The sequence below is a fragment of the Polynucleobacter sp. JS-JIR-5-A7 genome, assembly GCF_018687935.1.
In the GTDB taxonomy this organism is placed as follows: Bacteria; Pseudomonadota; Gammaproteobacteria; order Burkholderiales; family Burkholderiaceae; genus Polynucleobacter.
Genome location: NZ_CP061308.1, coordinates 13808 through 32666 on the forward strand (window position 1 = coordinate 13808; position 18859 = coordinate 32666).

An 18859-nucleotide genomic window follows, 5' to 3' on the forward strand; every position below is an offset into this window, starting at 1 on the left:
ATTTTCAATTTTCATTTGGCCCTTGCTATTGGCGATGGCTTTTTTTGCTGGCTTAGTTGATGCAGTGGCTGGCGGCGGAGGCTTAATTCAGGTCCCCGCTCTATTTGCTGCTTACCCTAACGAACATCCTGCAACATTACTTTCTACTAATAAAGTTTCTGCTGTTGGCGGCACTTTAAATGCTGCACGAAAATATTTGCATCATGTATCTCTCCCCTGGGCGGTTGTATTGCCTGCAATCGTGGCGGGTTTTTTGGGCTCGCTTTTGGGTGCTAGCGCAGTTAGCAGCTTTCCAGCAGAGCCTTTGCGTAAAGCGCTGCCCTTTGTTTTGCTGTTTCTTTTGCTCTACACCTGGTTTCAGCCATCGCTTGGTGAGGCCCATGCCCCCAAAGGCGAAAGTCGTTTTCAGCAACTTAAAGCAGCTACGCTTGGTCTAACGATTGGGTTTTACGATGGCTTCTTCGGCCCTGGCACCGGCAGCTTTTTGCTTTTTGGTTTTGTGCGATTCTTTGCTTTTGACTTTTTGCATGCCTCAGCTGCAACAAAACTGGTGAATGTCGCCACTAATTTAGCTGCTATCTTAATGCTAGCCAGTCTTGGGCAAATTAACTGGCCTCTTGGTTTGGCCATGATGATTGCCAACATTGCAGGCAGTCAATTTGGAAGCCGCCTGGCAATTCAGCACGGCAGCTCATTTGTTAGAAAGGCTTTTTTGGTCATTGTGACGGCTTTGATTCTGAAGTCAGCCTGGAATGCATATTTTATCAATTAAATCAACGACTTATAAATTACCCCATTGATTTTCCAAGATTTTATGATCTTTTGTTTCACGTGAAACAAACAAAATGCTATGATCATCGCCCTATCTGAGGCAAATCATGCGTTATTCCAAAAGTTTCGATGTCATTGTTGTAGGCGGTGGGCACGCTGGGACTGAGGCTGCCCTTGCATCGGCGCGCATGGGCTGCGACACCCTATTAATTACCCACAGCATTGAAAATCTGGGGGCAATGAGTTGCAATCCTTCGATTGGAGGGATTGGTAAGGGTCACCTAGTTAAAGAAATTGATGCCATGGGTGGTGCCATGGCTGCCGCAACTGACGAGGCAGGAATCCAGTTCCGGATTCTCAATTCAAGCAAGGGTCCCGCGGTTCGTGCGACTCGTGCTCAAGGCGATCGAATCCTCTATAAAGCTGCTATCCGACGAAGGCTCGAAAACCAACCCAACTTAAGCCTATTTCAGGCTGCGGTAGATGATCTTATAGTTCAGGGCGACGAGGTTCAAGGTGTGTTGACCCAAATGGGTCTCGAGTTTATGGCCAAAAAAGTGGTTCTTACCGCTGGAACCTTTTTGGACGGCAAAATCCATGTTGGCATGAATAACTATGCCGGTGGTCGTGCAGGCGATCCTGCGGCCGTTTCCCTCTCTGCCCGCCTGAAAGAGCTAAAGCTTCCCCAGGGTAGACTAAAGACTGGCACCCCGCCTCGCATTGATGGCAGAACTATTGACTTCTCAGTGATGCTTGAGCAACCTGGCGATTTGGATCCGCTCCCCGTTTTTTCCTATTTAGGGCGCCCAGAACAGCATCCTAGGCAGGTTCCCTGTTGGATTTCTCATACAAATGAGAAAACGCATGACATTATTCGGGGTGGTTTGGATCGCTCGCCAATGTATACGGGCGTGATTGAGGGCGTTGGTCCACGATACTGCCCTTCTATTGAGGACAAAATTCATCGTTTTGCCTCTAAAAATAGCCATCAAATCTTTTTGGAGCCTGAGGGACTAACAACCAATGAGTTTTATCCCAATGGGATTTCGACTAGCCTCCCCTTTGATATTCAATGGGATTTAGTCCGCAGCATTCGCGGCTTAGAGTCTGCAGTCATTGTGCGCCCGGGGTATGCCATTGAGTATGACTTCTTTGATCCACGCCAATTGCGCCATAGCCTAGAGACTAGGGTTATTGGGGGTTTGTATTTTGCTGGGCAGATCAATGGCACGACGGGTTATGAAGAGGCTGCCGCCCAAGGCATGTTGGCAGGTATTAATGCTGGATTGGCCTCCCAAGGCAAAGAACCTTGGCTTCCAAAGCGGAGCGAATCCTATATTGGTGTCCTCGTAGATGACTTAATCACCCGCGGGGTCCAAGAGCCCTACCGTATGTTTACTAGTCGTGCCGAGTACCGCTTGAGCTTGCGCGAAGACAATGCAGATATGCGTTTAACTGGGATTGGTCGTGAACTTGGCTTGGTTGATGACTATCGTTGGGAAGTATTTTGCAGAAAACAAGAGGCTGTTTCACGTGAAACATCTCGTTTGCAAGATATTTGGGTGGGGCCAAAACATGAAGCCGCCCCCCTGATTTCTCAGTTGCTGGGTCAAGACTTATCCCATGAATGTAATTTAACCGAGCTTTTAAGGCGTCCCGGCATTACTTATCAAGCCATTGCTAGCTTGGGTAACGGCATGTGGTCGCCAGGTGTTTTGGATGAAGATCTCGGTTTAGCTGCTCAAATTAGTGACCAGGTCGAGATTTCCATTAAATACCAGGGCTACATTGATCGTCAGGCACTTGAAATTACCCGTCAGGAGCACAACGAGACCTTCCCCCTCCCAGAGTCGCTTGATTATTCGCAAGTTCTGGGCCTGTCTAAAGAGGTTCAGCAAAAGCTGAATTTGCATAAACCAGCAACACTGGGTCAAGCAGGAAGAATCTCAGGGGTAACTCCAGCAGCACTCTCTTTGCTTTTGGTACACCTTAAAAAAGGTTTGGGCCGTACCCAAGAGGCTGCATGACCGAAGATTTGCTTGCGCTGGGCATTGAAGAATTGGGCCTCAATTTAAGTGATACCAACATTGCAGACTTAGAGGTTTTTTTGCAAGAAATGAGCCGCTGGAATCAGGTGCATAACCTCACGGCAATTGAAGATCAAAAAGATTCAGTGCGCCTCCATCTGATTGATTCTATTTCCGTTTTACCTCTATTGAGGCAATTTCTAAAGACTTCCACGCCTAAAATTGCCGACCTCGGCTCGGGCGGTGGCTTGCCAGCCATTCCCATTGCCATTGTCCAGCCTGAGTGGCGCTTGAGTCTGATTGAGGCAATCCGTAAAAAGACGGCTTTTTTGCAACATATACGAGGAAAGCTAAAGCTCAAAAACATCGAAGTATTAAGCGAAAGAGTTGAAAATGTTGCGATGCAACAACCTGGTCAATTTGATGCCGTTATTTCACGTGCGTTTACCAATCTAGCGCGCTTTTTGGAGCTCTCCTTGCCACTTCTCAAGCCGGATGGTCTCGTATTTGCCATGAAGGCCAAGCGGGCGGACGAGGAAATAGCTGAAGTAAGCAAAGACGATTGGCGTTTATTGGCCGATCAAGCCCTGTTTATTCCTAATCTGCCGGTAGAGCGCCGCTTGTTGGTGTTCACCCCCGTGAGAAAATCAAATTCTTCCCTTTAAGCAAACCCTAAAGCACCCATGGCAAAAATATTCTGTATTGCAAATCAAAAAGGCGGGGTTGGTAAGACCACCACCGCGGTTAATTTAGCTGCGGGATTGGTTGGGCTTGGACAGCGAGTATTGCTGGTGGACTTAGATCCACAAGGGAATGCCACGATGGGCTCTGGGGTTGAAAAAGCAGATTTGAACAACAGTATTTATCAAGTTTTAATTGGCTTGGCTGCAGTAAAAGATTGCGCACAACCTTGCGAAAGTTCTGGCTACGATGTGTTACCCGCAAATCGTGATTTAGCAGGAGCGGAAATTGAATTGGTTGATATGGATGCGCGCGAATCACGTTTAAAAGATGCGCTTGCGCAAGTAGCTACTGACTATGACTTCATCTTGATTGATTGCCCGCCTGCTTTGTCATTGTTAACGCTCAATGGGTTGTGTGCTGCGAATGGCGTCATCGTACCAATGCAGTGTGAGTACTTTGCGCTAGAAGGCTTGTCGGATTTGGTAAACACCATTAAACAAGTGCATGCCAATTTAAATCCTGACCTGGTGATTATCGGTTTATTGCGAGTGATGTTTGATGCGCGCATGACCTTGCAACAGCAAGTATCCGATCAGTTAATAGAACACTTTGGAGATAAGGTCTTTAAGGCGATTATTCCTCGTAATGTCAGGCTTGCCGAGGCGCCATCTTATGGCCTTCCGGGCGTTGCGTTTGACAAGACATCGCGCGGTGCAAAAGCATATTTAGAGTTTGGCGCCGAGATGGTTGAGCGCATCAAACACATGTAATTTTTTAAGAAGATAGAACATCATGGTTGCCATTAAGAAAAAAGGTTTGGGCAGAGGTCTAGAGGCCTTGCTCGGCGAGAAAGCTGCGCAAGCGAACTCTTCCGCAGAAATAAACCGTTTGCCCTTAACTGCATTGCAAGCGGGCAAATACCAGCCACGTCAAAAAATGGAAACGGGCGCACTTCAAGAATTGGCGGAGAGCATTCGAGAACAAGGCGTGATGCAACCGCTCTTGGTGAGAATGGTAAGCGCTGGTAAGTACGAAATTATTGCTGGTGAAAGACGCTTTCGTGCCGCCACGCTTGCCGGCTTAAAAGAAGTTCCTGTTTTGGTTTCTGATGCTGATGATCAAGCCGCAGCCGCAATGGCTTTGGTAGAGAATATGCAACGTGAGGACTTAAACCCTCTAGAGGAGTCACAGGGTTTGGCGCGTTTGATCGAAGAATTTGGTTTTACGCATGAACAGGCTGCAAAAGCAGTGGGCAAGTCCCGTAGCGCCATTAGTAATTTATTGCGCTTAGCGCAGCTGGCCAAGCCTGTACAAGCAATGCTGTTGGCGGGTGATATTGATATGGGCCATGCCCGTGCGCTGTTGCCGCTTCCTGGTGCTAGCCAGGTTGCACTGGCACAGAAGATTGCCGCTCAAGGCCTTTCTGTGCGCGAAGCGGAAAGAATGGCTGCAGCGCTGGTAATTGCAGGCGGACAAATTGGGGACAAAAAAACAAAGACTAAGGCTGGTGAAGTTGTGCCGAGTCGTGATCCTGACATGCGCCGCTTAACCCAAGAAATCGCTGATTTAATTGGGTTAAATGCTGAATTTAAGTTCAAAGGCAAAGGCGGAGAGCTCAGAATTCGCTTTAGCCAGTTTGATGAGCTTGATTCCCTATTAAAAAAGCTGGGTATAGCGGCTGACTAGCTGCTCATTGGCAAAAGACTTTTGTGAATAACAAACCGCTCAATACCAAACGTGAATGGGATGAAATTGAGGAAGATTCCTTTAAAACCCTTAGCAAAGAAGAAATGGATGCCTTGCGTGCATCAAAGCCACGTAATTTTTCTTCAATCAATTCATGGTGGGTTGTTTTAAGTCAGGTAGCGGTTACTCTGGTGATTGCTGGAGCGTGCTTTGTTTTTTCCAGTCAAGCTGATAAAAGCGTTTATACTTATTCGGCTTTAGTAGGCGGTTTGATTGGATTTTTGCCTTCCGCGCTGTTTTTGATGCGAATAGAGGCGGCAAAGAAGAGTGTCAAACGCAGCCCCGGCGGCTTTTTGGCGGCAGTGGTTTCTGGCGAATTTATCAAAATCCTAGCAACTATCGTTTTGTTCATAGGCTTTGCCCTAAAGCAGCCTGATTTGAAATGGATCCCGTTGCTTGTTACTTATTTGGCTACCCTCAAGTGTTACTTGTTGGCGTGGTTTTGGAAGTAACAAGAAGCAAATAAACAAGGACAAGTAAGAGATGTCTAGTGAAGTTAACGCAGCAGCAGAAGTAGGCCACCACGCGGCTACAGAAGCGCTTACACCAACTGCCTACATTGCGGAACATCTGCAAAATCTCAACAATATTGGGGGGCCACAGGCATCCATTATTGACTTCAGCGTTATTCATTTCGATACCATGTTTTGGACCACCCTCATGGGCTTGGTCGCAGTCCTACTGCTGGTGATCGCTGCTCGCAAAGCTTCGCCAGGTGTCCCGGGCCGCTTTCAATGTTTGGTTGAAATGCTGGTTGAAATGGTCGAGACTCAATCCAAAGGGATTGTTCACGGTGACAGATCTTATATTGCCCCATTGGCCCTGTTTGTTTTTTGCTGGATCATTCTCTTAAATACTTTGGATTTAGTTCCGGTAGATTGGGTTGTTGGCGTCAATCACTTTATTGAAGGTTTTGGTGTGCACGTGCCGCACCATAAGATTGTTCCAACCACGGATCTAAATGCCACCCTCGGAATGTCTTTCTCAGTGTTGCTGTTGGTTTTCTTTTACAGCTTCAAGGTAAAAGGCGTTGGCGGATTTCTGCATGAGCTTATTTCTGCCCCTTTTGGCGCTAAGTGGTATCTGGCCCCATTTAATCTCATTCTCAACATCATTGAATATATTGCTAAAGGTGTTTCTTTAGGAATGCGACTTTTTGGCAATATGTATGCTGGCGAGTTGATATTTTTGTTAATCGCCCTTTTGGGAAGTATGTGGACCTTCAATTTAGATCTCTACATGCTCGGCTTTGTTGGCAACGTACTTGCTGGCTCTGCTTGGGCAATTTTCCATATTTTGGTGATTTTGTTGCAAGCCTTTATTTTTATGATGTTGACCTTGGTTTACATCGGCCAAGCGCATAGTCACCATTAACCTTTTTTATTTTTAACCTCACCTTCAATACTTAGGAGTAAACATGCAAGCATTCTTAGCCAACATTCAAGGACTAACCGCTATCGGTATTGGCCTCATCATCGGCCTCGGCGCTTTAGGAGCCTGTTTGGGCATTGGCCTAATGGGTGGTAAGTTCATTGAGGGCGCTGCCCGTCAACCAGAACTCATCAACGAATTGCAAACCAAAATGTTCCTTTTGGCTGGTTTGATCGACGCTGCGTTCTTGATCGGCGTTGGTGTTGCAATGTTGTTTGCTTTCGCAAACCCACTGCTCGCAGTTATTAAGTAATTGTTTTGGCGTGGATGACCAACGGGTCATCCAACCGTTCTCAACAATACTGAAAGGAATATCGTGAATCTGAACGCGACCCTATTCGCGCAAATGATCGTCTTTTTTGTCTTATGGTGGGTGGTTGCACGTTTTGTGTGGCCTCCATTGGTTAAGGCATTAGACGAGCGTTCGACCAAAATTGCAGATGGCTTGGCTGCGGCCGAGCGCGGCAAAGAAGAATTAGCACTCGCAAATAATGCGGCCGAGCAAGAGCTTTCTAAAGCACGTCAAGAAGGTATTCAGCGTGTGGCTGAAGCAGAAAAACGTGCGCAAATGTCAGCCGAAGAAATTCGTGCGAACGCACAAGCTGAAGCTGCGCGCATCATTTCGCAAGCAAAAGAAGATGCTGATCAACAAGTAACTCGTGCTCGTGAAGTATTGCGTGCGGAAGTGGCTGTGTTGGCCGTTAAAGGCGCTGAGCAGATTTTGCGTCGCGAAGTGGATGCAAAAGCCCACGGCGCATTGCTTGATCAACTTAAGGCAGAGCTTTGATATGGCTGAGTTAGCCACCATTGCACGTCCTTATGCTGAGGCACTTTTTCAAAGTGCTCAGTCTGCTGAACTTGCTTCGATGCTCGAGCAGTTGAATGAATTGGCTCAGCTCGCTGTGCTGCCGGAAGTCGCTGGTTTGTCTAATAATCCAAAAGTTTCTGCTGATGATTTGACTAAGCTTCTTTCCGGTATGGTCAAGACAAAGTTAGATGGCAAAGTTTCTAGCTTTTTAAGCCTTGTGAATCAAAGCCATCGTCTCGCAGCCATCCCTGAAATTGCAAGCCAATTTGAGTCGATGAAAAATAAAAGCGAAGGTGCAGCAGAAGTAATGATTACCAGCGCATTCCCTCTAGAGGGAAGTGCACTAAATGATTTGTTGTCAAGTTTGAAGAAGCGCTTTGGGGGTAAAGATTTGCGCCCAACTATTCAGGTTGATCCAGCATTGATTGGCGGTGTTCGCATTCAAGTTGGCGATGAAGTAATGGATAGTTCTGTAAAGGCACGGTTAGCTCAAATGCAAGCAAGTCTTGGCGCATAAGTTATCCCGATTAAGAACATACGAAATAAGACCCAGGAGTAAGTAATGCAACTCAACCCTTCCGAGATCAGCGAGCTGATCAAAAGCCGAATTAGCGAAATGGGCGTTGACACCCAGTCTCGCAATGAAGGTACCGTCATTTCAGTGACCGACGGTATTTGCCGCGTTCATGGCTTGTCAGGTGTTATGCAAGGCGAAATGTTGGAGTTCCCTAACAACACTATCGGCCTCGCTTTGAACCTTGAGCGTGATTCTGTTGGTGCTGTAGTGTTGGGTGAATACACCCACATTAAAGAAGGCGACCCCGTTAAATGTACGGGCCGCATTTTAGAAGTTCCCGTTGGCCCAGAGTTGCTCGGGCGCGTTGTTAACGCACTTGGTCAACCCATTGATGGTAAAGGCCCAATTAATACCAAGTTAACTGACTTTATTGAAAAAGTTGCTCCTGGCGTGATCGCACGTCAATCTGTTAGCCAGCCAGTACAAACGGGTTTGAAAGCGATTGACGCGATGGTTCCTATTGGCCGTGGTCAACGTGAGTTGATCATTGGCGACCGTCAAACTGGTAAGACAGCGGTTGCAGTTGACGCGATCATTAATCAAAAGGGTAAAGGCGTTTATTGCGTTTACGTTGCGATTGGTCAAAAGGCTTCTACTATTGCTAACGTGGTTCGCAAGCTCACAGAATTGGGCGCGATGGATTACACCGTAGTGGTTGCAGCGAGTGCTTCTGAGTCTGCAGCGATGCAATACCTCTCCGCATACGCAGGTTGCACCATGGGTGAATATTTCCGCGATCGTGGCGAAGATGCTTTGATTGTTTACGATGACTTGACCAAGCAAGCGGTTGCTTATCGTCAAATCTCCTTGTTGCTACGTCGCCCACCAGGTCGTGAAGCCTATCCTGGTGACGTGTTCTACCTCCACTCACGCTTGCTCGAGCGCGCTGCTCGTGTAAACGCTGAGTATGTTGAGAAGTTCACCAACGGCGCAGTAAAAGGTAAAACCGGTTCTTTGACTGCATTGCCAATTATTGAAACTCAAGCTGGTGACGTTTCTGCATTCGTTCCAACCAACGTGATTTCCATTACTGACGGTCAGATCTTCTTGGAAACTGACTTGTTCAACGCTGGTGTGCGTCCTGCGATTAACGCCGGTATTTCGGTTTCCCGCGTTGGTGGTGCAGCACAAACTAAAGTCATTAAGAAATTGTCTGGCGGTATTCGTACCGACTTAGCGCAATACCGTGAATTGGCAGCGTTTGCTCAGTTCGCCTCAGATCTTGACGAAGCAACCCGTAAGCAGCTCGAGCGTGGCCGTCGTGTTACTGAATTGTGTAAGCAGGCTCAATATAAGCCGCTCCAAGTTTGGGAAATGGCTGCTTCACTCTATGCCGTGAACAACGGTTTCTTTGACGATATCGAAGTGAAGAATGTATTGCCATTTGAAAAGGGCTTACAAGACCATTTGAAATCTAAATATGCAGATTTAGTTGGCCGCATCGAAGAAACTAAAGATTTGAGCAAAGAAGACGAAGCCGCTTTGCGTGCTGCGATTGAGGACTACAAGCGTTCAGCAGCCTTCTAAGGACGCATAGAGATCATGGCCGGCACAAAAGAGATACGATCAAAGATCAAGAGCGTGCAAAACACGCGCAAGATCACGAAGGCAATGGAAATGGTCGCCGCATCCAAGATGCGTCGCGCCCAGGAGCGCATGCGTAATGCGCGCCCATACGCTGAAAAAATTCGTGAAATTGTGGCCAATCTTTCTAAAGCAAATCCTGAGTACCGCCCTGCTTACATGGCGACTCGTGAAGTAAAGAAAGTTGGCACGATCTTGGTTACAACAGACAAAGGCTTATGCGGTGGTTTGAATACCAACGTACTGCGTTTGATTGCTAACCAAGTGCGTGAGTTGCAAGACAAAAATGTTGGTATTGAGTACACCGCGATTGGTTCAAAAGGCCTGCAATTTTTGAATCGTTCAAAAGCGAAACTCATTTCTCAAACAATCCAAATTGGTGACACACCGCATTTAGATGTTTTGATTGGCGCAATTACTGCCCAGTTAGAGGCGTTTGAGAGAGGTGAGATTGATGCGGTCTATTTGGCATATACCCGTTTTGTAAATGCAATGAAACAAGAGCCTGTTTTAGAGAAGCTTTTGCCTTTAGAGCCAGCTGCTTTGACTCCTGAAGATAAAGCAGGCCCCTCTTGGGATTACATCTATGAGCCTGACGCTGAGTCCATCTTAAATGGCCTGTTGAAGCGTTACGTTGAAGCAATGATTTACCAAGCCGTTGCTGAAAACATGGCTTCTGAGCAATCTGCACGCATGGTTTCAATGAAGGCCGCTTCAGATAATGCGAAGAACGTGATTGGCGAATTGCAATTGGATTACAACAAAACACGACAAGCTGCCATTACCAAAGAGTTGTCAGAAATTGTTGGTGGAGCGGCTGCTGTTTAAGCGGTCAGCGTTTAGGAATACGAAAGAATTTAGGAATTAAGAGCGGAGAAAGCGATGAGTAACGGAAATATCGTGCAATGTATCGGTCCAGTGGTGGACATTCAGTTCCCACGCGACAAAATGCCAAACATTTATGATGCGTTGACATTAGTTGAAAGTGGTGAAAAATCATTTGCTGAAAAAGGTTTGACCTTTGAAGTTCAGCAGCAAATCGGTGACGGCGTAGTTCGCGCGATTGCCATGGGTGCAAGCGATGGCTTGCGTCGTGGCATGGAAGTGAAATCTACTGGTAAGCCAATTTCTGTTCCAGTTGGCCCAGCAACACTTGGCCGCATTATGGATGTATTGGGTCGCCCAATTGATGATGCAGGCCCAATTGCTACTGAAGAGCGTCGTGCTATTCACCAGCCAGCACCAAAGTTTGATGAACTCTCCCCTTCCGTTGACCTGCTCGAAACCGGCATCAAGGTGATCGACTTGGTTTGCCCATTCGCTAAAGGCGGTAAGGTTGGCTTGTTCGGCGGTGCGGGTGTTGGTAAGACCGTCAACATGATGGAATTGATTAACAACATTGCTAAACAACACTCAGGTTTGTCAGTGTTTGCTGGTGTTGGTGAGCGTACTCGTGAAGGTAATGACTTCTATCACGAGATGAAAGAATCTAACGTTATCGATAAAGTAGCGATGGTGTTTGGTCAGATGAATGAGCCTCCAGGTAACCGTTTGCGCGTTGCGTTGACAGGTTTGACCATGGCTGAAGCATTCCGTGACGAAGGCCGTGATATTTTGTTCTTCGTTGACAACATCTACCGTTACACATTGGCTGGTACTGAAGTTTCTGCTTTGCTTGGTCGTATGCCTTCTGCTGTGGGTTACCAGCCTACATTGGCTGAAGAGATGGGTAAATTGCAAGAGCGTATTACCTCTACGAAGACAGGTTCTGTTACTTCCATTCAGGCTGTTTACGTTCCTGCGGATGACTTGACTGATCCGTCACCAGCGACAACCTTCTTGCACTTAGACTCTACTGTTGTGTTGTCACGTGATATTGCGGCTTTGGGTATTTATCCAGCGGTTGACCCACTTGACTCTACCAGCCGTCAGCTCGACCCACAAGTGGTTGGTCAAGAGCACTATGAAGTAGCTCGCTCGGTTCAGATGACATTACAACGCTACAAAGAGTTGCGTGACATTATTGCGATTTTGGGTATGGACGAATTGTCTCCCGAAGACAAGTTGGCCGTGGCTCGTGCTCGTAAGATTCAACGTTTCTTGTCCCAGCCTTTCCACGTTGCTGAGGTGTTCACTGGTTCACCAGGTAAATACGTTCCATTGAAAGAAACCATCCGTGGCTTCAAGATGATCGTCAGTGGTGAGTTGGATCACTTGCCAGAGCAAGCGTTCTACATGGTGGGTTCAATTGATGAAGCCATCGAGAAAGCCAAGAAGCTTTAATCGATTTCATCTAGGGAAATTATGTCAACCATACGCGTCGATGTAGTAAGTGCTGAGCACTCTATTTTTAGCGGGGAAGCCAAATTTGTCGCGCTTCCTGGCGAAACTGGTGAGCTCGGCATTTTGCACGGCCACACTCCTTTGATCACACGTATTCGTCCAGGTTCAGTTCGTATTGAAAAAGCCGATGGTGACGAAGAGTTCGTTTTCGTGGCGGGTGGCTATTTAGAGGTTCAGCCAGACCACGTGACCGTATTAGCAGATACTGCTATTCGAGGTCATGATCTTGATGAAGCCAAAGCGCTCGAAGCTAAGAAGCGTGCTGAAGAAGCCATGCAAAACCGTGGCACCGATTTTGATTTGGCTTTGGCTCAGTCCGAGTTCGCTATGGCCGCTGCACAGTTGGCTGCTATTGCCCGCTTCCGTCGCAAAAAGTAAGCGCTGGTTATCCCCTTGCTGTTAAACGACCGTTTTTTAAAAGCCTGCTTGGGTGAAGCGGTTGATCAAACACCGCTTTGGCTCATGCGCCAAGCTGGGCGATACCTTCCTGAATACAACGCTACACGGGCTAAGGCGGGAAGTTTTTTAGGGCTTGCAAAAAATCCTGCATACGCGACTGAGGTAACACTTCAGCCCTTAGATCGCTATACATTAGATGCAGCCATTTTATTCTCTGATATTTTGACTGTCCCAGATGCTATGGGATTGGGATTGAAATTTACTGCTGGTGAAGGCCCTAGCTTTGATCATCCGCTTCGTACTGAAGAAGCGGTTAAGAAATTACGCGTAGCAGATATAAGTGAGCTCAAGTACGTATTTGATGCTGTCTCTGAGATCCGTAAAGCTTTGATCCAGAATGGCAAACAACGCGTTCCTTTGATTGGCTTCTCAGGAAGCCCATGGACTTTAGCTTGCTACATGATTGATGGTTCAAGTTCAGATGATTTCCGTCATGCCAAGACGATGATGTTTAGTCGCCCTGATTTGTTGCAGCATGTTCTAGATATCAATGCACAATCGGTTGCCGCTTATCTCACTGAGCAATTAAAAGCGGGCGCACAGGCGTTGATGATTTTTGATACTTGGGGTGGAATGCTGCCAGATGGTTGGTATCAAAAAATGTCTTTGGCCTCGATGCAAAAAGTGATTGCATTGTTGCCGCGTGAGCATGAAGGTAGAAAAATTCCAGTGATTATGTTTACAAAAGGCGGCGGCATCTGGTTAAACGATATGGCACAAGTTGGCGCTGATGTCATTGCCATTGACTGGACTATGTCTCTCAGTCAAGCACGTAAACAGTTGCTGTCTTTAAATAAGCCTTTGGCATTACAAGGCAATCTGGATCCTCTGATTTTGTTCTCAGAGCCTGAGCAGATCGCTCAGCAGGCAAGTGCATTACTAGATGATTTGGCGAGTGCTCCAACTCTCAAGCCAGGCCTCCATCCATTGGATGGACATGTATTTAATCTGGGTCACGGGATCTCTCAATTTACCCCGCCAGAAAGCGTAACTGCTTTAACAGAAACCGTTATTCAGCACTCCAGGGCTCTTAGATCAAAGCAATAATCCATAGTATTTGCTAACTTTCAGTATTTTTAGACAAAAGTTATGCACAATTTTGGTCATAATTCAAAATTCAGTGAGATTCCGATTAAAGATGAACTTTAACTTTCGGAAGTTCTTATAAGTTATTGATTTATATGATTATCTGGCTATTGGGCTCAAAATGAGTGCTAGCACAGATTGCTGGTAAATTAGCTTATAAATCATCATTCTTGGATGATATCCACAGACTTATCCACAAGCAAAATAGAAAAAAGAAGTAAATGCCCTTACCCATTGTGGTCCAAGTAGTTGTTGATAAGCCCTTGGCCCAGGGTTTTGATTATTTGTGGAATAAAGAGGTGCTGGGGGTCGACCCAGAAATTGGCCATATTGTTGAAGTTCCTTTTGGGCGCTCAACTTTGGTTGGCGTGGTGATAAAAGTTAGCACTCACTCTGATTTTGATAAATTAAAGGGTGTAACTAAGCTTTCCCCATTGCCGATGCTAGATCCAGCTGCACTCAGACTAATGAATTTTGCTAGTCAGTATTACATTCATGGGCTTGGGGAAACCATCATTCCAGCTGTTCCACAGATGTGGAAAAAGCCAGCAGATTGGGAAAAAATACCTGCAAAGTTAATGCTAGGCGAAACAAAGAAAAAGAAAAAAGAAGAGCCCAAACTAAGCGAAGGTTATATCAGCGAAGCGCAGTTAAATGAAGCTCAAGAGTTAGCCTTAAAAGATTTGCGAGCCAATGTCATTGCGCAAGAATTTAAAGTGGCCCTACTTCAAGGTCAAACCGGTAGCGGAAAGACCGCTGTGTTTTTAAATTGGCTAAAAACCATTCTTCAGAATGACAATTCTCAAGCATTAATTTTGGTGCCGGAGATTAACTTAACGCCACAGTTAGAGCGCAGGGTGCGCGCTTATTTTCCGGATAAGAAAATGGTAGTGCTCCATAGTGGCGTGAGCGAAAAAAAACGTGGCATTGCTTGGTATGAAGCGCTTACTGGAAAAGCGCAAATCATTTTGGGTACAAGATTGGCGGTATTAACTCCATTACCGAATCTACGTGCAATTGTGGTTGATGAAGAGCATGACCCATCTTATAAGCAACAAGATGGAATTCGTTACTCGGCTAGAGATTTGGCCGTTTGGCGTGCACACGATTTAAAGGTTCCGATATTGCTTTCCTCAGCTACGCCCTCACTTGAAACTTGGATGGCAGCCAAATCAGGACGCTATCAGTATCTGCGCTTAGACCAACGAGCACAGGGCGCGAGCCTACCAAAAGTGCATTTAATTAATACACGAGATCCACAGAATCAGTTTAGTCCTGGAGATATTGATAGGCCCACAGCAAAAATTTCATTGAGTAAGCCCTTGGTAAATGCAATGAATAAAAATTTGCAAGATAAAAAGCAAAGCCTAGTATTGATTAATCGAAGAGGCTATGCACCGGTGTTGAGCTGTAGTGCGTGCTCATGGTTATCGAAGTGTCAACAATGCAGTTCATATATGGTGATGCATAAGGCAGGCGCTTTAGGACGTAAGCCAGTGTTAAGTTGCCACCACTGTGGCTTGGTTAAGCCCATTCCTAGTCATTGTCCTGATTGTGGTAATGCCGATTTAAAAACGTTGGGCCAAGGTACCCAAAAGTTAGAGGATGCTATTGAAGAGGTCTGGCCTAAGGCAAGAGTTCTCCGGGTGGATACAGACTCTAGTCGCAAGAGCAAAGGTGCGGAGGAGCTGTTTCAAGAAATTCATGATGGGAATGTAGACATCGTAGTTGGCACTCAAATGATTGCTAAAGGACATGATTACCAAAATATTGGCATGGTTGCAGTGCTAGATGCGGATAGCCGTTTGTTCTCCCAAGATTTTCGAGCAGCAGAAAGACTATTTGCACAGCTCGTTCAGGTGGCGGGCAGAGCTGGAAGGGCTAATAAAGATGGTGAGCAGAGTGGTGATATTTATATCGAAACCCAATTTCCGGAAGCGGCAGTATTTCAGTATTTGTTAAGGCATGATGTTGATGGATTTCTATCTCACATTGCTAGCGAGCGAGATGAGGCTAAATTACCGCCCTTCTCTTATCAGGGCTTGGTCCATGCTGAAGCCAAGAGTTTGGATAAGGCAATTGGATTTTTGAGTTCTATAAAGGCGCGCTTAAAAGATCAGGACTTGATTAAACAGGGTCTCCGGGTCTACGACCCCGTTCCCAAAAGCATGGTGCGAGTCGCTGGAATTGAGCGTGCTCAGCTGGTCATCGAGTCCGATGATCGTAGGCAACTGCAGGATGTTCTAGAGGCAATCGATCGCGATTTGCGAGATAGCTCTCAAGGACGCATTAGCAAACTTGAGCGCATTCGTTGGTTGATTGAGCGTGACCCAATCTCAATCTAATGTTTACGCTCCAGGGCCTGAGCTGTATTTTTCTAAACTCATGAGTTGATTGAATTCTGAAATAAGACTGTCGTCTGAGCTCGCTTTGATTTTGAATAACCAAACTGCATACGGTTTTTCATTGACAAGCTCGGGAGAGGCTTCGACTTCCGCATTGAGCTCAACAATTTCACCGCTCACTGGCGCATGAATATCGCTCGCTGCTTTGACAGACTCGATTACCGCAATGGCTTCGCCCTGCTTGACTAGTTGACCAATCTTAGGCGCTTGAAAGAACATTACATCTCCCAAGGCTTCTTGAGCATGATTGCTAATCCCAACCCACACTAGGCCATCACTTTCCATATCGGCCCACTCATGAGTTTCTGCAAATTTAAATGTATCTTGGCTGTTCATGTTTTATCCTTTGAGAACATTTTATGCGTAGTCCCATAAACTAGCTTTGATTGAAAAATTCACATATGCCAATTAAATTAGGAATTGTCCCAGTTACTCCGTTTGAGCAAAACTGCTCGATTCTGGTCTGTCAGGAGACTGGGGATGCTGCCGTGGTTGATCCAGGTGGTGATATTGAAAAGATTCTTGATGGTGTTCAACAAATGGGCGGCAATGTAAAAAAGATTTTGTTGACCCATGGACATTTAGATCACTGCGCCTGTGCTAAAGATTTGGCCGATCAGTTGGGCGTTCCCATTGAAGGCCCCCAGGAGGATGAACGTTTTTGGATTGAGCAGTTGCCTGAGCAGACTGTGCGTTTTGGTTTTGGTCATGCAAAAGTATTTGAGCCAAATCGTTGGCTCAATGATGGCGATCATGTTCAAGTTGGTAATGTTAATTTAGAAGTATTGCATTGCCCTGGACATACGCCGGGCCACGTTGTCTTTTTTGACAAAGAAGATCGTCTAGCCATCGTGGGTGATGTTCTGTTTGCAGGTTCAATTGGCAGAACAGATTTTCCGCGCGGCAATCATGCCGACTTGATCAGCGCAATTAAAACAAAACTTTTGCCGCTTGGGGATGATGTGCAGTTTGTACCCGGACATGGGCCCATGTCTACATTTGGACAAGAACGCAAAACTAACCCCTATGTTGGGGATGGCACTTAAAACAGTAAAACGAAAAAATTAGGCTTTTGCTGAACCGGTACGGTGGGTACGGTTATAGAGGCAGCTAGCGCAAATCCAGCGTTGCTTACGATTGCTAGTCGGAATCCATGTGCCACCCTCAAGTCGTTTTTCGCGACTGCAAGAAGAGCAAAACTTGAGGCTCTGGGAAGAATCTTGGGTAACTGCTGGAGTCGAGGTAGTCATGGGCAATCCGGGTAAGGCAAATCTTTGTACAGAGATCTATTTTACCCGTTTTGTCCTGCTGGTATTGGGGTTAAGACAACCCGGACAGAATCGGCTGTCTTGTTGCCGTCAAAATCCAGCCAAGCCTTGTTTTCAAAGTCGTAGAGCTTGCATTTGCGAGCGGTATCAAAATACCAGCCCCAAGAGAACTTTTGAACAAAAATACGCTCTGGAAGGATGGTTTCAAGGGTTTTTTGGGCCTCTGTAAGACGATAGAGGGGCACGCTCATGTCTACGTGATGGGCAGTGTGCTCCATGATATGGTGCATTAAAGCACCCCAAATCCAGTTAAAAGTCAGGTGAACTGTAGTTGACACAAAAGGCTGGGCGCGGAGCCATTCAGATTTTTTGTCATACCAAGAGACTGAAGGGTGGGTATGGTGAACATAGACCACAAATCCAATCATGCCATTCCAGAATAAGAATGGCACTGCAAAACCAGTCACTAAACCCACCAAAATGGATTGATCGGTAGCGATTGCGCCGGCAATGAGACAGCCAATCCAGACTATTCCGAAGGCGCTTACGAGCAAATTATCTTTAAGGAAAATGGGGCGGTCGCCAGGTTTGTTCTGTGCATTGGGGAAGTATTCACGTCTCCACCAAATTTCAATAAGGTAGTAGAAAACAGGGCCCCAACCACTGCGATACAGGCGCTCTAGAGCTTTCCGACCAGGGGACAGTGCGTCATATTCTGCTTTTGATAACGGCGCCCAAACAAAGTCAAAACCCTTCAAATTGGTTTGGCCGTGGTGCACTACGTTATGGCCAACATCCCAAAGGCTATATGGAGTCAGGGATGGCAAGAATGCAATGCGACCCAACACCTTATTGAGCTCACGACTCGGTGTGAAGCTTTGATGGCATGCATCGTGACCCAAAATAAAAATGCGACCGGTTACAAAACCAGCAACCACCCCAAAAATGATTTTGAGCAGAACGTTCTCAACGAAAATCGTCCCAGCGATACAGCTGAGCCATAAAAAAGCATCGATCATGAGCAACATGATCGCGCGCCCAGTTTCACCTTGTGCCATTGGAATTAACCAACTCCGAATAATCTTTCGGTGTGGCAAGGGCGCCTCAGGAGGCAAAGGATTTGTCAGAGAGGGCTCTGAAAGGGCTGAATTTAGATGTGTAGACACGATAAGAATCAATAATTTAGACCCAAATGATAGCGGTTTTCATAGTTTTGCGCATGATGTAGGTCAAATACCCCTTCTGTTTTGGCGCGCCCGGCAGGAATCGAACCTGCGACCCTTGGCTTCGGAGGCCAATACTCTATCCACTGAGCTACGGGCGCCAGGAAAACTGGCTACCCCGCTATTGTAAGTGCCTCTATCCTTGCTCTCTAGTTATAATCACCGCAAATCAACCCTACAACGCATTAAAAGATAAATTCTTATGAGCAACGAGCACGGAAACCTTATTAAGTCCCCAAAACAACTCATCATCGTGGTGTTTGCAAGCTTTTTTGTGCCCTTGATTATTATTTTGTTGTTGATGGTGTTTGTGAACAACGGTAAGCGCGGCGATTCTTCTAGCACCTCCGAAGCGCTTATTAAGCCGGTGGCCCAGTTGAATGTGCAAGAGGCCAGCAGCACACCGGCCCCTAATGCCAAATAAAATTTTTTAGTATTCGAAAAAGC

The 18859-nt window shown here is 46.4% G+C and carries 21 protein-coding genes and 1 tRNA gene; 18 read left to right on the forward strand and 4 right to left on the reverse strand.

All coding sequences use genetic code 11. The annotated features are described in order from the left end of the window. The first annotated feature begins 34 nt into the window (after positions 1-34). The 16 genes from AOC29_RS00070 to priA all read left to right on the forward strand — a co-directional run bounded on the left by AOC29_RS00070 (position 35) and on the right by priA (position 15861). Positions 35-772, forward strand: a complete 738-nt coding sequence (locus AOC29_RS00070) for a TSUP family transporter (RefSeq protein ID WP_215296074.1) — start codon at positions 35-37, stop codon at positions 770-772. Positions 773-878: 106 nt separating this feature from the next. Continuing rightward, positions 879-2798 carry a tRNA uridine-5-carboxymethylaminomethyl(34) synthesis enzyme MnmG gene (gene mnmG, locus AOC29_RS00075; RefSeq protein WP_215296075.1) on the forward strand — a complete coding sequence of 640 codons (1920 nt, stop codon included), beginning with the start codon at positions 879-881 and terminating at the stop codon, positions 2796-2798. After that, positions 2795-3463, forward strand: coding sequence for a 16S rRNA (guanine(527)-N(7))-methyltransferase RsmG (gene rsmG / locus AOC29_RS00080; RefSeq protein WP_215296076.1), 669 nt, complete (start codon positions 2795-2797; stop codon positions 3461-3463). The genes mnmG and rsmG overlap by 4 nt, the downstream gene beginning before the upstream one ends. A gap of 18 nt (positions 3464-3481) precedes the next feature. Beyond that, positions 3482-4252, forward strand: coding sequence for a ParA family protein (locus AOC29_RS00085; RefSeq protein ID WP_215296077.1), 771 nt, complete (start codon positions 3482-3484; stop codon positions 4250-4252). Positions 4253-4274: 22 nt separating this feature from the next. After that, positions 4275-5168, forward strand: coding sequence for a ParB/RepB/Spo0J family partition protein (locus tag AOC29_RS00090; protein ID WP_215296078.1), 894 nt, complete (start codon positions 4275-4277; stop codon positions 5166-5168). A 23-nt stretch (positions 5169-5191) separates the two neighbouring features. Continuing rightward, complete coding sequence (locus AOC29_RS00095; RefSeq protein WP_215296079.1) at positions 5192-5680, forward strand: ATP synthase subunit I; 489 nt, start codon at positions 5192-5194, stop codon at positions 5678-5680. Positions 5681-5711: 31 nt separating this feature from the next. Next, positions 5712-6602 (forward strand): F0F1 ATP synthase subunit A, encoded by an 891-nt coding sequence (gene atpB / locus AOC29_RS00100; protein ID WP_215296080.1) that lies wholly within the window; start codon positions 5712-5714, stop codon positions 6600-6602. A gap of 43 nt (positions 6603-6645) precedes the next feature. Next, a complete protein-coding gene (atpE, locus tag AOC29_RS00105; protein ID WP_028818346.1) occupies positions 6646-6912 on the forward strand; it encodes a F0F1 ATP synthase subunit C in 267 nt (88 codons plus the stop codon). 63 nt (positions 6913-6975) lie between these two features. Then, positions 6976-7446 carry a F0F1 ATP synthase subunit B gene (locus AOC29_RS00110; RefSeq protein WP_215296081.1) on the forward strand — a complete coding sequence of 157 codons (471 nt, stop codon included), beginning with the start codon at positions 6976-6978 and terminating at the stop codon, positions 7444-7446. Between the two features lies 1 nt (position 7447). Then, on the forward strand, positions 7448-7984 hold the full coding sequence (locus AOC29_RS00115; RefSeq protein ID WP_215297218.1) for a F0F1 ATP synthase subunit delta: 537 nt from the start codon (positions 7448-7450) through the stop codon (positions 7982-7984). A 45-nt stretch (positions 7985-8029) separates the two neighbouring features. Continuing rightward, a complete protein-coding gene (gene atpA / locus AOC29_RS00120; RefSeq protein ID WP_215296082.1) occupies positions 8030-9571 on the forward strand; it encodes a F0F1 ATP synthase subunit alpha in 1542 nt (513 codons plus the stop codon). A 15-nt stretch (positions 9572-9586) separates the two neighbouring features. Further along, positions 9587-10456 (forward strand): F0F1 ATP synthase subunit gamma, encoded by an 870-nt coding sequence (gene atpG, locus AOC29_RS00125; protein ID WP_215296083.1) that lies wholly within the window; start codon positions 9587-9589, stop codon positions 10454-10456. 54 nt (positions 10457-10510) lie between these two features. Next, entirely contained in the window at positions 10511-11911 is a 1401-nt protein-coding gene (atpD, locus tag AOC29_RS00130; protein ID WP_112202554.1) for a F0F1 ATP synthase subunit beta, read from the forward strand. A gap of 21 nt (positions 11912-11932) precedes the next feature. Next, positions 11933-12349: a F0F1 ATP synthase subunit epsilon gene (locus AOC29_RS00135; RefSeq protein ID WP_215296084.1), complete on the forward strand. Its 417-nt coding sequence runs from the start codon at positions 11933-11935 to the stop codon at positions 12347-12349. Positions 12350-12358: 9 nt separating this feature from the next. Next, a complete protein-coding gene (gene hemE, locus AOC29_RS00140; RefSeq protein WP_371819560.1) occupies positions 12359-13477 on the forward strand; it encodes a uroporphyrinogen decarboxylase in 1119 nt (372 codons plus the stop codon). A 260-nt stretch (positions 13478-13737) separates the two neighbouring features. Then, entirely contained in the window at positions 13738-15861 is a 2124-nt protein-coding gene (priA, locus tag AOC29_RS00145; protein WP_215296086.1) for a primosomal protein N', read from the forward strand. A 3-nt stretch (positions 15862-15864) separates the two neighbouring features. Here the strand turns inward: priA and gcvH are convergent, their stop codons facing one another. After that, positions 15865-16257 (reverse strand): glycine cleavage system protein GcvH, encoded by a 393-nt coding sequence (gene gcvH / locus AOC29_RS00150; RefSeq protein ID WP_215296087.1) that lies wholly within the window; start codon positions 16255-16257, stop codon positions 15865-15867. 65 nt (positions 16258-16322) lie between these two features. On the opposite strand from gcvH, the gene AOC29_RS00155 reads away from it, so the two are divergent. Then, positions 16323-16967 carry an MBL fold metallo-hydrolase gene (locus AOC29_RS00155; protein ID WP_371819525.1) on the forward strand — a complete coding sequence of 215 codons (645 nt, stop codon included), beginning with the start codon at positions 16323-16325 and terminating at the stop codon, positions 16965-16967. A gap of 18 nt (positions 16968-16985) precedes the next feature. Here the strand turns inward: AOC29_RS00155 and AOC29_RS00160 are convergent, their stop codons facing one another. The 3 genes from AOC29_RS00160 to AOC29_RS00170 form a co-directional block, all read right to left on the reverse strand. Then, positions 16986-17171, reverse strand: coding sequence for a hypothetical protein (locus AOC29_RS00160; RefSeq protein ID WP_215296088.1), 186 nt, complete (start codon positions 17169-17171; stop codon positions 16986-16988). Positions 17172-17212: 41 nt separating this feature from the next. Further along, complete coding sequence (locus AOC29_RS00165; RefSeq protein WP_251370012.1) at positions 17213-18355, reverse strand: fatty acid desaturase; 1143 nt, start codon at positions 18353-18355, stop codon at positions 17213-17215. An 82-nt stretch (positions 18356-18437) separates the two neighbouring features. Continuing rightward, a tRNA-Arg gene (locus tag AOC29_RS00170) sits at positions 18438-18513 on the reverse strand. Between the two features lie 101 nt (positions 18514-18614). Here AOC29_RS00170 and AOC29_RS00175 point away from each other — a divergent pair. Continuing rightward, positions 18615-18836, forward strand: coding sequence for a hypothetical protein (locus tag AOC29_RS00175; RefSeq protein ID WP_251370013.1), 222 nt, complete (start codon positions 18615-18617; stop codon positions 18834-18836). Positions 18837-18859: the final 23 nt, after the last annotated feature.

Excerpts from the sequence above, each read along its gene's own strand:
- AOC29_RS00070 (WP_215296074.1), top strand. The coding sequence starts at position 35 with ATGGCTTTTTTTGCTGGCTTAGTTGATGCAGTGGCTGGCGGCGGAGGC.
- mnmG (WP_215296075.1), top strand. The coding sequence starts at position 879 with ATGCGTTATTCCAAAAGTTTCGATGTCATTGTTGTAGGCGGTGGGCAC.
- rsmG (WP_215296076.1), top strand. The coding sequence starts at position 2,795 with ATGACCGAAGATTTGCTTGCGCTGGGCATTGAAGAATTGGGCCTCAAT.
- AOC29_RS00085 (WP_215296077.1), top strand. The coding sequence starts at position 3,482 with ATGGCAAAAATATTCTGTATTGCAAATCAAAAAGGCGGGGTTGGTAAG.
- AOC29_RS00090 (WP_215296078.1), top strand. The coding sequence starts at position 4,275 with ATGGTTGCCATTAAGAAAAAAGGTTTGGGCAGAGGTCTAGAGGCCTTG.
- atpB (WP_215296080.1), top strand. The coding sequence starts at position 5,712 with ATGTCTAGTGAAGTTAACGCAGCAGCAGAAGTAGGCCACCACGCGGCT.
- atpE (WP_028818346.1), top strand. The coding sequence starts at position 6,646 with ATGCAAGCATTCTTAGCCAACATTCAAGGACTAACCGCTATCGGTATT.
- AOC29_RS00115 (WP_215297218.1), top strand. The coding sequence starts at position 7,448 with ATGGCTGAGTTAGCCACCATTGCACGTCCTTATGCTGAGGCACTTTTT.
- atpA (WP_215296082.1), top strand. The coding sequence starts at position 8,030 with ATGCAACTCAACCCTTCCGAGATCAGCGAGCTGATCAAAAGCCGAATT.
- atpG (WP_215296083.1), top strand. The coding sequence starts at position 9,587 with ATGGCCGGCACAAAAGAGATACGATCAAAGATCAAGAGCGTGCAAAAC.
- atpD (WP_112202554.1), top strand. The coding sequence starts at position 10,511 with ATGAGTAACGGAAATATCGTGCAATGTATCGGTCCAGTGGTGGACATT.
- AOC29_RS00135 (WP_215296084.1), top strand. The coding sequence starts at position 11,933 with ATGTCAACCATACGCGTCGATGTAGTAAGTGCTGAGCACTCTATTTTT.
- priA (WP_215296086.1), top strand. The coding sequence starts at position 13,738 with ATGCCCTTACCCATTGTGGTCCAAGTAGTTGTTGATAAGCCCTTGGCC.
- gcvH (WP_215296087.1), bottom strand. The coding sequence starts at position 16,257 with ATGAACAGCCAAGATACATTTAAATTTGCAGAAACTCATGAGTGGGCC.
- AOC29_RS00155 (WP_371819525.1), top strand. The coding sequence starts at position 16,323 with ATGCCAATTAAATTAGGAATTGTCCCAGTTACTCCGTTTGAGCAAAAC.
- AOC29_RS00160 (WP_215296088.1), bottom strand. The coding sequence starts at position 17,171 with ATGACTACCTCGACTCCAGCAGTTACCCAAGATTCTTCCCAGAGCCTC.
- AOC29_RS00175 (WP_251370013.1), top strand. The coding sequence starts at position 18,615 with ATGAGCAACGAGCACGGAAACCTTATTAAGTCCCCAAAACAACTCATC.